This window comes from Jeotgalicoccus huakuii, assembly GCF_036665975.1.
Taxonomy (GTDB): domain Bacteria; phylum Bacillota; class Bacilli; order Staphylococcales; family Salinicoccaceae; genus Jeotgalicoccus; species Jeotgalicoccus marinus.
The window spans coordinates 71552-83979 of sequence record NZ_JAVIYN010000006.1 but is presented as its reverse complement, the minus strand read 5'-3'; the positions used below and the strand labels follow the sequence as shown (position 1 = coordinate 83979).

Below are 12428 nucleotides of genomic sequence, written 5' to 3'. Positions count from 1 at the left end.
TTATCCTCCAATTAATTTCGACACGCTATTGGCATCTGTTCTTCTTACTGCTTCAAAATCTTTTGATGGTACTAAATCGATCTTATTTTGTAACTGCTCTAAACTTTCCTTGTACAGCGCACTTGCACTTTCCACGCTAATTTCTTTAAAACGAATTCTATCCCCAGGTTGCTTCTGAGCAATTTTAGGTAGATCGACTTTAGCAACGGTGGCGATTTTAGTGTATCCACCTGCTGTTTGTCTGTCTGCTAGAAGAATAATCGGCTGTCCATTTTTAGGTATTTGGATGCTACCAAATTGGGTCGGTGCACTTAAAATATCGTGCCCATCATCCGATTTGATTGCTGGACCTTCTAACCTCGCACCCATACGATCCGTATCTTTAGAAACCGTATATTCAGATGACTTAAACAAATTTTGATATTCGGCATTAAAGCGTTCACTTTCTTGGCCGAGTATGACGCGTATTTCTTCTACTTCATGTGTCTCTATTACTTCATCTACTTCTAATAAAGGAACGTCAGCATGACCGCCAATAGTTTTTAGGATATCACCTGCTCGAAGGACTCGTCCCTTGTATCCACCAATTCCACTTCTCGTATGTGTCGCATAACTACCAAGCTCACTAGGCAAATCTAATCCACCTGTAAAAGCGACATAAGTTCTAACGCCACTTTCCACACTACCAAAAACGACCTGGTCTCCTTTATCCAAGTCGATAATCGTACCAATTCTGTACGGCTGATTATTTACTGTTAGTTTCATTGGGGCGCCGGCAGTTGCGATTGTTGTTTTCTTAAGTACAGTAAATTGTGTACCTTGGAAGGTCATCTCTAGAGTCGCTTTTGTAAAACCGTTACCGACTAAAGCATTTGCTAGACAGTAACTTCTATAGTCCATAGCACCTGCTGGAGAAAAACCATAAGACTCATAGCCTCTTCTACCTAAATCTTGCACTGTTGTAAACAGTCCTGGCTCGGTAATCTTAATCGTCATTTGCTTCACCTCTGTCGATAACTTTAACTTCGTACGTCCCATCATAATAGGCCTGTTCTAACCGATAATATTCGTCTTCATCAATCGCCTTGTAGACGATACGATCCCCTGCTTCATACAGTATGGCGTGATCTCGGTTTTTATCGTAGAGGGGGATTGGGGTACGTCCCAATAAGTTCCAGCCTCCTGGTGAAGTAAATGGATACATTCCTGTCTGTTGTCCACCAATACCAACAGAACCTGCTGGAATACGTGTTCTTGGTGAATCCAATCGATCTTTATAAAGCCTTTTGTCTAGGCCACCTAAATAAGGAAAGCCCGGCATAAAACCGAGCATATATACTAAATACTCTTTGTTGCTATGTAGTTCTATGACGTCAGTTTCAGACAATCCAGATTCTTCAAATTTTTTGATATCAGGACCAAATTCACCGCCATAACACACAGGTATTTCAACGACCTTATAACTTGATGGTGTGGTCGATAATTCTTCTTGCTTCATTTCTTCTAAGGCTGATTTCATCGCCTTAACGTCCGCTCGTAAAACATCAAAATAAATAATTAAACTGGTATAGGATATAACAATATCCAGAACCCCTTCAAAATCTAGCTCTACAAATTTTTCTTTTAGTTGTACAAGCTGTGTATTGATGGTCTCGTCAATATCTTGACCAAGCGTAACTGTTAAAGCATCCTCTGCATACTGCTGAACTCTCATAGTACAATTATTCCCCCGCTTCTAAACGTCCTACAATGTCATTGAATTGTTTCTTAACTCTAGGAATCTTTAAGGCATAAAGTGCAAAACTTACTGGAGAATCCGTAATAAGTTTCGTCGAAATGGTTAGCTCAGAGCGACCTTCAACCGGTACAATATTAACCATTGTCCATAATCTACCCGCTGGGACGTATGATTCAAACTCAAGTCGACGATTATCTGTGTAAAATATTACTTCTGTATTAATATTAGCCTCATTGTATACTAATATCCCTTCTGTCCCGACTGATCTTTGATTTGTAACGTCTGAGTTATAAGTAATTGCTGTTAGTTTTTGTACTCTGTCAAGGAGTTCTTGATCATTGTTTAGAACGCTAAACACGTACTCTGGAGATTGTTCAATCTCTTTATGGTAAAAATACAACTGTAGCTGAAGTTCCAAATCGCTCACCTTTTTCTGAATAATTTAATTTTTTCTTTTAAATGTAACCGTATACAGTTATGATTATAAACAACCAGCTGATATCTTTCAATATTAGAACATTCCCAAATCAGCTGTATTATTGATGATTTAGAGGTGAAGAATATGGATACAATATCAACTGAAAAACTGATCACACTAGATGATGTGAGGGAACTGTATACTTCTGGTGGTAATGATTTGTATAATGATTATAATAAACTCAGAACAGATATTATCAACTCAGATTTTGTCATCACGCTTCGGCAAGAAGATAAGCTCGTTGCGCTTATGCGATCGAATGGCGATGGTACAAATAATCAATACATATCCGAAATCATACTTCATGCCACTTTACCTAACCAAGGTTTTGGTTCAAAGCTAATTGATAAATACTTAGAATGTACCCATGAAGTCAGTAAGATTTATATCCTCTCTCACGAATACTATCGCTCAACGTTTTCGAAAACTTGGCTGCAGTATAAAGGCTTCAACATCATTGCTGAAAATGAGAACGTCATTGTCTATTTGTATGATCGTCATTTAAAGTACTAAATGACATAAAAATCGTCCGCAAACGTTAGCGGACGATTTTTTATACATTTATTCTAAAATAATATGCGTCTAAATTAAGTAGTTACCTAATACACTGTTTACATCATGCACCACAACAAAGGCTTGATCGTCATTTGCTTTAATTAGACGTTTTAGTCTATTGAGCTGTGATTTATTGATGACTACAAACAGAATGTCTTTATCTTCTTTAGAATAGTATCCACGACCATCTAAAATTGTCACTCCACGGTTGATTTTTGTATTGATTAAGTTCGCCACAACATCCGGTTTTTGAGAAATAATCGTAACTGCTTTTTTCGGATTCATACCTTCTATAATGAAGTCCATCACTTTTGTTGCTACATATAAAGCGATTACTGTTAACAAGACTTGCTCAATGCTCATCACAGTTAAACCAATCGTAATAACAATTAAATCAAAGAACAGTAAGGCATAAGATACGTTGACATCTAAAAATTTATTCGCCATCTTGGCTAAGATTGTCGTACCTGCCGTTGTAGACCCGACACGAATAATCAACCCAATTCCTGTCCCTATAAAGAGCCCACCAAAGACAGTATTGATCAGTATTTCATCAGTTTGAATTTGCCAGGTTTCAGTTACCCAAAGTGCGAGGGAGGTCATCGGTATGGTAAAAATCGTGTAATACATGGCACGTTTACCTAAAAACTTAAAACCAACAATCAAAATCGCAAAGTTCATAATTAAGTTTGTTAAGGCTGTCGGTAGGCCAAATGCGTAGTATAAAATAATAGAAATACCAATAAATCCACCTTCACCTAAATTACCGGCAATCATAAAACTATTTACACCTATGGAAAATAAAAACGAACCGACAATAATGGTTAAGACATTAATTAATGTTTGAACCGTAAACTTTGAATTTAACGATAAACGAATTTTTTCAAACTGAATATTTTTCAAAGTGTTTCTAAGTTTCATACCTTCTCCCCCTTCGGCTACTATACTTTTACTATGTTATAGCAACTCAACCGACTTTTCAACGCACTAAAAAAGCCGCCAAGGGCGGCTTTTGAATCTTTATGCAATTTCTTTAAGGATTTTCCCATCCTTGGCAACAACTTTAATTCGGTCATTATCTTTAAGGAGTCCGATATCTTCAAGTGGATTACCGTCTGTCAGAATAAAGTCAGCAATGTATCCTTCTTGAACAAGTCCAAGGTTTTCTATTTCCATACATTCTGCTGCATTTTTTGTCGAAATAACAATTGCGTCCATCGGAGTGGCTCCAGCTTCCACCATCAGCTCAAGCTCTCTTAAGTTCGTACCATGTTTGAACACACCTGCGTCTGTCCCCATAGCAATATTCACCCCTGCATCATAAGCTTTTTTAAAGCTTGCTCTATGGGCATCCATTACTTCCTTAGACTTTTTAAGACCGACTTCTGAAATACCTAACTCATCTGCAAATTCAATAACTGATACTGGTGCAAGTAATGTTGGTACGAGATACGTGCCTTTTTCTTTCATCTTTTCAATCACTTCATCATCTAAATAAATACCATGTTCAATAGAATGAATACCTGCTTCAACACAGTTTTTAATTCCTTCTAAACCTTGAGCATGCGCCATAACTTTGACACCATTTCTAAACTGCGCTTCTTCAACTATGACCTTTAGTTCTTCTAGTGAATACTGAGTAAATTTAGGGTGGTCTGTCGGACTTGATACTCCTCCGGTAGCCATGACTTTAATGACATCTGCCCCAGCTCGAAGCATTTCTCTTGTACGTTTTCTTACTTCTTCCACTCCATCTGCAATACCGTCCGGCATCCCTTCATAAGGTCTCACTAAACTTAAATCAATACCAGAATAGTTTAAACCATCGCCATGCCCCCCTGTAATAGATAAGGCATTAATTGACACTTGCATACGTGGCCCACGAACCAACCCATCATTGATTGCTTGTTTAAAACCAAGTGGACTACCTAAGGCGTCTCTAACAGTTGTGACTCCAGCATCAATTGTTCTTTCAGCATATTGAATTGCTTCATAGAAACTATAAGAAAATGGTGTAGCAACACGTTCTGCTAATGGTTTAAATTCAGTAGATAAATGCACATGAGCATCGATCATACCTGGCAACATATATTTTCCTTGACCGTCGATCACTGTTGCATCAGTTTCTATTACTTCTGTTGTAATGTGTGTGAATTTCCCATTTTCTATCACGACGTTTACGTTTTTTTGTACATCTGAACCCGATCCATCAATTAAGTTAATATTTTTTACGATAGTTTTTGACATGAATGAAATCTCCTTTTTATAGCATTCCCATTACAAATGATGCAATGACAACAGATGCAATGGTGACCGTGACAAACCCACCAATTAACATAGGGGTGACAATTTCCGAAAACACACGTTCTTGATCAACGGCATTATCTGTCGTACTTCTAGATACTTCTTCGCAAATAATATAGTCACCAGGGAAACCAACTAAGGCTGTTAAGGCAACAGGCATACCTTTAAATGGATGCCAGCCGACAGCTTTAGAAGCAATGAATCCACCAAGCGCGTGACCCCCAACCCCAGTCAATAATATTAATAGTACAGGAGGGATATTATTAATAACGTCTTGTGGAGTGATACCACCCATTGTACCAATAACGACAAAAATCAAGCCCACCATCATAAAACTAAATGAATTCGATTTCTGTAGTACTGCTTGCGGGAACAACTTCGCATTCAAGATCAATATACCAAAAAGTAAACTAAATAAGGTGTAATGAATACCAGTATATTCACTTAATATCGTTGCGACCGCAGCCAAGAGAAAGACTGTAAATAGAAGAATAATATTATTTTTAAAAATACTAAATCGTACTGGTACTTCCTCTTCGGTGATGTCTTCAATTTCCTTTTTAGTTGCAGTCGTATTCTTTACAAAATATCCCGCGTAACGTTTTAATAAGAAGGAAATTAAAGGCATACCAATTGGTGTTTGTAAAGCAGCAATTAACACAGGTATAACAATAAGAGACGTCATACCAATTTCAGTTAATTTCTCAGTGGTAATTAAAAGAGCCACGACACCACCTGAAATTGGACCAACACCACTTGCTGCTGTTTCAAAATCAAAGACTATTGGGACGATAATCAGTACTAATGTCAACGCACCAATTAAACCACTTACAGAAATTACAACTGCACGCCACTGTTTTTTCAAGGTACTAAATGGCATCAAAGTACCCATATGTATAATTAAAGGTCCAATTAAAATCGCACCGAGGGCAGGTAATGTTGATAGCTCTAAAATATTCTCTGGAAAAACACCGATCCAAGTAAATACTAAAAATCCAATCATCGCTGTCATCAGCATTGGAATCCTTGCTCTTGTGGCAATTGAAATCAATTCTCCAAGTGCCAGTAAAGCAAATAACATGACCGTGGCCACTATTGGTTGTTCAATCATACCCTTCACTCCAAACTTCATTAGGTAAGTAACTTATTGTTCGAATTATACGACAATTCAAATAATATGCAATATGATTACGTTTTCAATTAAAAAAATACTCTTAAAATAATAAAAACACCTTGGCAAGGGAGGTTGAGCCAAGGTGCGACTATTAAATTATTCTGCAGGTTGTCCCGGTTCAAAAGCCGGTGTAAATTGATCGTGTTCAGCATCTTCCATCAAGACATCATAGACTTCTTGTGATGTTAGTGCTTTTTTAGCTGCCTGCATTTTTTCACTATCCGCTTTACCTTCACGGGTTACCAACTGGAAGGCAAAACGTTTTTCATCTTTATCTTCTAGTAATATCGCATCCTTAGGATACAGACCTATATTTTCGATAAAGTTCGGATGCTCAAAGACAAGCTCAACACCATCTTCATACGCTGCTGTTAAGTTGAATAAGTCGACATGAGTAAATGTTAAGTTAAGTGGGTTTTCCACGATATCACCTACCTGAGCTTCTATGCCAACATCTTCATCAAGTGTAATCAGACCTGCACCATCTAAAATGTGTAATGCGCGTGCTTCATTTGGTGGATCACTCGGAATTGCGACTTCTGCACCGTCTTCAATTTCTTCTATTGACTCATAGACAGGTGAATAATACCCAACATTAGAAATGTAAGCCGGCTGGATCACAACTAAGTCTGCACCAGCTTCTTCATTAAAGCTTTCCATATACAATTCATGCTGTGCTAGACTTCCATCTACCTCATCGTTGAAAGTGGCTTCATTATATTGAATATTATCGTTTACTTGTAACAATTCCATGGTATAAGGTTCCTCAATGACTTCTGCTGCTTTTTCTACCATATCTGTTAATGGTTCTGACTGTGAAGCAATGATTATATGTGTGTCTTCGGTGTCCGCTGTGTCTTCACCATTACCACAAGCAGCTAAGAAAAATAAGGATGATAGAAAAAGTATAGACAGCTTCTTCATCATTACTCCCCTCCTTCAAAGGCTGGTTCTAGATGTGCTTTATCCTTTAATTCTTCTAAATATTCATAGACCTCTGGTGAGGTAAATGCTTCGTTTAAAGCTTTAATTTTTTCTTTGTCAGCATTACCTTCTCTTACTACGACTTGGCTCGCATAAGTATTATCACTGTCTTCCTCTAAGAAAATCGCATCTTTTGGTGTTAAGCCGAGTGGTTCGATATAAGCTGGGTAACTGAAGACGAGTTCTACTCCATCTTCATAAGCTTCTTTTAAATTGAGTACCTCAACCTGGGTAAATTTTAAATCATGTGGATTGTCTTCAATATCGTCCACTGTCGCTTCCATTCCAGCTTCTTCATCAAGTGCGATAAGGGCTTGATCTGCCAACATTAATAGTGCACGTGTGGCGTTGGTTGGATCGCTTGGGATCGCAACCTCATCACCTTTTTGTACTTCTTCAACTGACTCATAGACAGGTGAATAGAAGCCAACAATTGCATTGTAAATTTCTTCTGTAGCGACTAAGTCTGCCCCGTTCTCTCTATTAAACTGTTCCATATACAGTTCATGTTGAGCAAAACTCGCATCCGCTTCATCATTAAACACTGCCTCATTAAACTGAATATTATCCGCAACTTCCATTAACTCAATTGTGTAAGGTTCTTCTACAGCTTCGGCTGCAACTTCAACAATATCTGTCATTGGAGGCGTTTGGGAAGCAACAACGATATGTGTGTCTTCGGTGTCCGCCGTATCTTCACCATTGCCACAACCTGCTATAAAGAACATAGAAGATAAGAAAATTAAAGAGAGTTTCTTCACTTTACTCGCCTCCTTCAAATGCCGGTTCTAGGTGAGCCTTATCTTTTAAATCATCTAAGAAATCATAGACTTCTTGTGAAGTGAATGCTTCATTTAAGGCTTTAATCTTTTCTGAATCCGCTTGACCTTCACGTGCAACGACTTGGATTGCAAAGGTATTGTCACTGTCATCTTCTAATAACACTGCATCCTCAGGTGTAAGACCGAGCGGCTCTATGTATGTCGGATAGTTAAATACGAGTGGAATACCATCTTCATATGATGCAGAAAGGTTTAACAAATCAACATGTGTAAATTCTAAATTCTTCGGGTTTTCTGTGATATCTTCAACTGTCGCTTCAAAATCAACATCTGGAGCTAAAGTAATTAGACCTTCTTGAGCTAAGATCATCAAGGCTCTTGCTTCATTTGTTGGATCACTTGGAATCGCAACCTCATCGCCGTCTTTCACTTCATCAATGGAACTGTATACCGGCGAGTAAAACCCGACAATCGCATTGTATATTTCCTCCATCGCAACTAAGTCTGCATCATTTTCATTGTTAAACTGTTCCATAAAAGGTTCGTGCTGTGCAAAACTCGCATCTGCTTCATCATTAAACACAGCTTCGTTATACTGGATGTTATCTGATACTTCCATCAACTCAACTGTATACGGTTCTTCGATGACATCCGCAACAATCTCTACAATATCTGTCATCGGCGGTGTCTGTGAAGCAACGACGATATGTGTATCTTCTTCAGTGCTATTATTTGCTGTATCTTCATCACTGCATGCACTCAACACCATTAATATTGATGCGAAAACTGTAACCCACTTTAACTTTTTCATTTACAAAACCCCTTTATCTTTTATCTAATTTTTTAGCAAGTTTAAGACCTAACCACTGCGCAATTTGTACAAAGATAATAATAATGACAATGGCTGTATACATAATATCTGTTTCATAACGCTGGTATCCGTAGCGAATGGCAAAATCACCAATACCTCCACCACCGACAACTCCCATAATTGTCGAATAAGAAATAAAGCTTACAAAAGCTGTGGTAAATCCTACAACGAGTGAACTTCTCGCTTCTACAAACAGAAATCTGTAGACCAGTTGGGGTATCGAGGCACCCATGGCTTCTGCGGTTTCAAGCACACCTCTAGGGACGTCTAGTAAGGACTGCTGAACAAACCTTGCGTATAAGGCAATTGCCACCACCATTAATGGAAATGATGCTGCAATAGGATCCCCAGTCGCCCTGCCATAGACTTCTCTTATGAGTGGTTGCATGGCGATGACTAATAAGAGAAACGGAAATGAACGAATGATATTCACTAGTGCATTGGTAACTGAATAAATCACCTTATTTTCTAAGGGCTGTTTCTCATCTGTTAGAAACAACAAGGTACCCAGTGGTAAGCCGAGCAAAATTGCAGCGACCATTGCAAATCCCATCATAATTCCTGTTTCATTTAAACTGGTAATCATGCTCGGAAAATACTCAAAAACACGCTCAAAATACAAGATGAATGCATCAACCATGGCTGAGCACCTCCAAAATTCTGTCGTAGTATGACAGTTTTGATACAGTCTGATTTGATGGCTCAATAGCCAGTGTGTTTAGTACCTTCCCATCTTCTAGGACAACTGTACGATCACAAAGCTGTTTAATGACATTTAATTCATGTGTAACAATAACTATTGTCATGCCATAGACCTTGTGCGCTTGTTTTAAAACCTCCACAATTTCATCTGTGGTCTTATCATCTAAGGCACTTGTCGGTTCATCACAGAGTAAAATTTTTGGCTTGGTAATTAATGCCCTCGCTATACCAACTCTTTGTTTTTGTCCACCTGATAATTGACCTGGGTAGTTATCTTTCTTATCTAGTAAGCCTGTAAACTTCAATACTTCTTCGACATCTAGAGCATCTTTATATGTATGTAATTTCAGTGGTAATATGATATTTTCTAATACTGTCTTATTGTTTAGTAGATTAAATTGTTGAAAGACCATACTGATGTCTTTTTTATACTTACGTAGCTGCTCATTTTTTAATTTTGAAGGATTTTTCCCCTGAACTGTTACAGTACCTTCGTCAGGTGTTTCTAGCGCATTAATCATTCTAAGTAGCGTTGATTTACCTGAACCACTCGCGCCAATAATGCCAAATTTCTCTTGATCATTTATGGATATTGAAATATCATCCAGGGCCTTGAACATGCCTTTTTGGCCATGAAATGATTTAGTAATATTATTTAATTCAATCATCTTTACACCCCTTGATAAACTTACGATTCGAACTGTTATAATATAAGTGAAACAGAATCAATCTGTTCTAATCTGTTCAATTAGGATTGTAAACAATACTATATCAGTTGTAAAGGAGTATTTTAATGAAAGCTGCCATGCCGCTTATATCATTTAATGGAACAGCATTTTCAGCCATAGAATATTATAAGGAAGTATTTAGAGATTTAGAGATTTTACAGTTTTTAAACTATGAAAATTCATCAAAAGTGCAACAGGCTGTCGTAAGAATTGGAGATTTAAATATAGTAGTTAGAGATGCAAAGATGCCAACTGGTACAAGCTTTAATCCAGAAGTTTCCTTGTATTTGGAATGTGAAAGTTTGGAGGAGATCGAACTTTTATATAGAAAGTTAAAAAAGAATGGTGCAATACACGTACCACTTGATGATTATAATATGAGTAAACGCTATGCAATTGTACAAGATCAGTTCGGCTTGTACTGGCAATTAAATTTAAGCTAAAAAAGCCATTCCTCTCTCTACAGGAATGGCTAAAATTTATTTGATTAATTGAATTATAGTGATAAAGCGCTGATTAGCTTGTTTAAAAATGGACGCTTAACTTCTTTGTCTGATTTGTTGTCTTTTAAAATTGCATTATTATACGCCATCTCTTTAAATTCCTTCATACGAACTTCTGCAGTAATCTTATCTGAAATTATCATTTCTTTCCCTCCCTATTTATAAAAATTTCATTAGAGTATTTTTCTGTACCTCTTTGTGTATCTTTATAATACTATATATACCAAGCGATTTCAAAGATTATGTGATGTTATATTCAAAGTAAATATATTGACAATTATTAGTTAATTCAGGAATGTAAGTATTAATTTAAAGTGAAATTTCACCATATTGCACACATACAATAAAACATACAATAAAATGTATGTTTATACTAATTGTTTTCGCTTTCATACATTAAATGATTATTACACCGCTTACATAAAAAAGTGCAAAAATAAGAGGAAGCGAAATTTTCGCTTCCTATTTCCTCATATTTTTTAATATAGCCACGTTTAAAACATGGGGCGCTTTATGTTTTTTTGATTCATCTAAATGATCTAATAGACCGGCAATCTCTTCAAGTACTTTATCCTTTTGTTTCTTCTTAAATCTCACTAGCCAAGATGATGTACCTAAACGTGCAATCCATTCTTGATCTGTGAATTTCACCTTATACTCTTTTTTGAAAAATTCTTCTATTGAAAACTTACCGTGTTTCCAGTCGCTAAACCACTCTACTGGAAATCCATTGATCATCTGTAGGGAATCTTCTTTTGTACCTGCTGGATGTAGTTCTTCATTCTTAGAATGTTTTTTTACAATTTTCATTGAGTCTTTCATCATTTTATTTGACACTGTAAAGCCAATGTCCCCGACAATTAATAGGCCACCTGGTTTCAGTATACGACTGATTTCTGCTGTTGCCTTATCACTATCAAACCAATGCCAGGCTCTCATGACAAATACCAAATCATAAGTATCTGACTTCAAATTTGTTTCTTCTGCTGTCCCTTGAGTAAAATTAATACGGTCATTATTACCAACGTATTCCTTACCTAGTTCAATAAAGGCGTCCGAAGGTTCTACTGCATCCACGATTGCACCGTAATCACTTAAAACCTTACTTACAAAACCAGGACCTGCACCAATATCAGCGACAATTGCACCGGATAATTCAATGCCACGACGTTCTAACTCTTCATAAAACATGTTCGGAATATCATTTCGATGGTGCATGTATTCCTCAGCGTAATTATGAAAATTCGTCTTCATTATAAGGATTCTCCTCCCAATAAACTCATTTATTTATATTATCAAGCTATTTTTCTCCCATGTCCACCTTGAGGTTTGTTAGAATTTAAGAATAACAGTTTTATAGGAGGAAATCTATGACACGTTTACTGTCTTCATTAGTCTTAATGGCAATAGCTGTCTTCGGCATAAATTGGATTATTGAAACATTCTTACCTTCGATACCAGACAATTATGCTTTACCAATAAGTGTTTTACTTGGTATAACGATTGGATTCTTTATCTACATTCAAATTGATAATAGAATTGGATAGTTTTTAATGAAATTTTATTTAAAGTAGGGTATAATATATAAATTGATTTTTTATATAAAGGG

Annotated in this window: 16 protein-coding genes; 3 read left to right on the top strand and 13 right to left on the bottom strand. The window is 36.9% G+C overall.

What is annotated here, in order from left to right; translation table 11 throughout:
* From V6E76_RS04710 to V6E76_RS04700, 3 genes are read right to left on the bottom strand one after another with little or no spacing between them, the layout of a single operon-like run.
* Entirely contained in the window at positions 1–996 is a 996-nt protein-coding gene (locus tag V6E76_RS04710; RefSeq protein ID WP_499797715.1) for a 5-oxoprolinase subunit C family protein, read from the bottom strand.
* Complete coding sequence (gene pxpB / locus V6E76_RS04705) at positions 986–1714, bottom strand: 5-oxoprolinase subunit PxpB (protein ID WP_247349799.1); 729 nt, start codon at positions 1712–1714, stop codon at positions 986–988. The genes V6E76_RS04710 and pxpB overlap by 11 nt, the downstream gene beginning before the upstream one ends.
* A 7-nt stretch (positions 1715–1721) precedes the next feature.
* Positions 1722–2165: a hypothetical protein gene (locus tag V6E76_RS04700; protein WP_247349788.1), complete on the bottom strand. Its 444-nt coding sequence runs from the start codon at positions 2163–2165 to the stop codon at positions 1722–1724.
* Between the two features lie 135 nt (positions 2166–2300).
* Here V6E76_RS04700 and V6E76_RS04695 point away from each other — a divergent pair, with 135 nt between their 5' ends.
* Complete coding sequence (locus tag V6E76_RS04695; protein ID WP_247349786.1) at positions 2301–2729, top strand: hypothetical protein; 429 nt, start codon at positions 2301–2303, stop codon at positions 2727–2729.
* Between the two features lie 69 nt (positions 2730–2798).
* Here V6E76_RS04695 and V6E76_RS04690 read toward each other — a convergent pair whose 3' ends face one another.
* The 8 genes from V6E76_RS04690 to V6E76_RS04655 form a co-directional block, all read right to left on the bottom strand.
* Entirely contained in the window at positions 2799–3692 is an 894-nt protein-coding gene (locus V6E76_RS04690) for a YitT family protein (RefSeq protein WP_247349784.1), read from the bottom strand.
* Between the two features lie 99 nt (positions 3693–3791).
* Positions 3792–5018 carry a metal-dependent hydrolase family protein gene (locus V6E76_RS04685; protein ID WP_247349782.1) on the bottom strand — a complete coding sequence of 409 codons (1227 nt, stop codon included), beginning with the start codon at positions 5016–5018 and terminating at the stop codon, positions 3792–3794.
* A 16-nt stretch (positions 5019–5034) separates the two neighbouring features.
* Positions 5035–6186 (bottom strand): cation:proton antiporter, encoded by a 1152-nt coding sequence (locus V6E76_RS04680; protein ID WP_247349779.1) that lies wholly within the window; start codon positions 6184–6186, stop codon positions 5035–5037.
* A 159-nt stretch (positions 6187–6345) separates the two neighbouring features.
* Complete coding sequence (locus V6E76_RS04675) at positions 6346–7176, bottom strand: MetQ/NlpA family ABC transporter substrate-binding protein (protein ID WP_247349778.1); 831 nt, start codon at positions 7174–7176, stop codon at positions 6346–6348.
* Positions 7176–7994, bottom strand: a complete 819-nt coding sequence (locus V6E76_RS04670) for a MetQ/NlpA family ABC transporter substrate-binding protein (protein ID WP_247349766.1) — start codon at positions 7992–7994, stop codon at positions 7176–7178. Before V6E76_RS04670 ends, V6E76_RS04675 begins: the two co-directional genes overlap by 1 nt.
* A 1-nt stretch (position 7995) precedes the next feature.
* Complete coding sequence (locus V6E76_RS04665) at positions 7996–8826, bottom strand: MetQ/NlpA family ABC transporter substrate-binding protein (RefSeq protein WP_247349755.1); 831 nt, start codon at positions 8824–8826, stop codon at positions 7996–7998.
* A 13-nt stretch (positions 8827–8839) separates the two neighbouring features.
* Positions 8840–9526, bottom strand: a complete 687-nt coding sequence (locus V6E76_RS04660) for an ABC transporter permease subunit (RefSeq protein WP_247349743.1) — start codon at positions 9524–9526, stop codon at positions 8840–8842.
* Positions 9519–10256 carry an ATP-binding cassette domain-containing protein gene (locus tag V6E76_RS04655; protein ID WP_247349732.1) on the bottom strand — a complete coding sequence of 246 codons (738 nt, stop codon included), beginning with the start codon at positions 10254–10256 and terminating at the stop codon, positions 9519–9521. The genes V6E76_RS04660 and V6E76_RS04655 overlap by 8 nt, the downstream gene beginning before the upstream one ends.
* 125 nt (positions 10257–10381) lie before the next feature.
* Here V6E76_RS04655 and V6E76_RS04650 point away from each other — a divergent pair, with 125 nt between their 5' ends.
* Positions 10382–10759, top strand: a complete 378-nt coding sequence (locus tag V6E76_RS04650) for a VOC family protein (protein WP_247349722.1) — start codon at positions 10382–10384, stop codon at positions 10757–10759.
* A gap of 53 nt (positions 10760–10812) precedes the next feature.
* Here the strand turns inward: V6E76_RS04650 and V6E76_RS04645 are convergent, their stop codons facing one another.
* Both V6E76_RS04645 and V6E76_RS04640 read right to left on the bottom strand, forming a co-directional pair.
* Positions 10813–10962: a hypothetical protein gene (locus V6E76_RS04645; protein ID WP_156889151.1), complete on the bottom strand. Its 150-nt coding sequence runs from the start codon at positions 10960–10962 to the stop codon at positions 10813–10815.
* Positions 10963–11281: 319 nt separating this feature from the next.
* A complete protein-coding gene (locus V6E76_RS04640; protein ID WP_247349720.1) occupies positions 11282–12073 on the bottom strand; it encodes a class I SAM-dependent methyltransferase in 792 nt (263 codons plus the stop codon).
* A 116-nt stretch (positions 12074–12189) separates the two neighbouring features.
* Between V6E76_RS04640 and V6E76_RS04635 the strand changes: the two genes are divergently transcribed.
* Positions 12190–12366: a hypothetical protein gene (locus V6E76_RS04635; protein ID WP_166627069.1), complete on the top strand. Its 177-nt coding sequence runs from the start codon at positions 12190–12192 to the stop codon at positions 12364–12366.
* Positions 12367–12428: the final 62 nt, after the last annotated feature.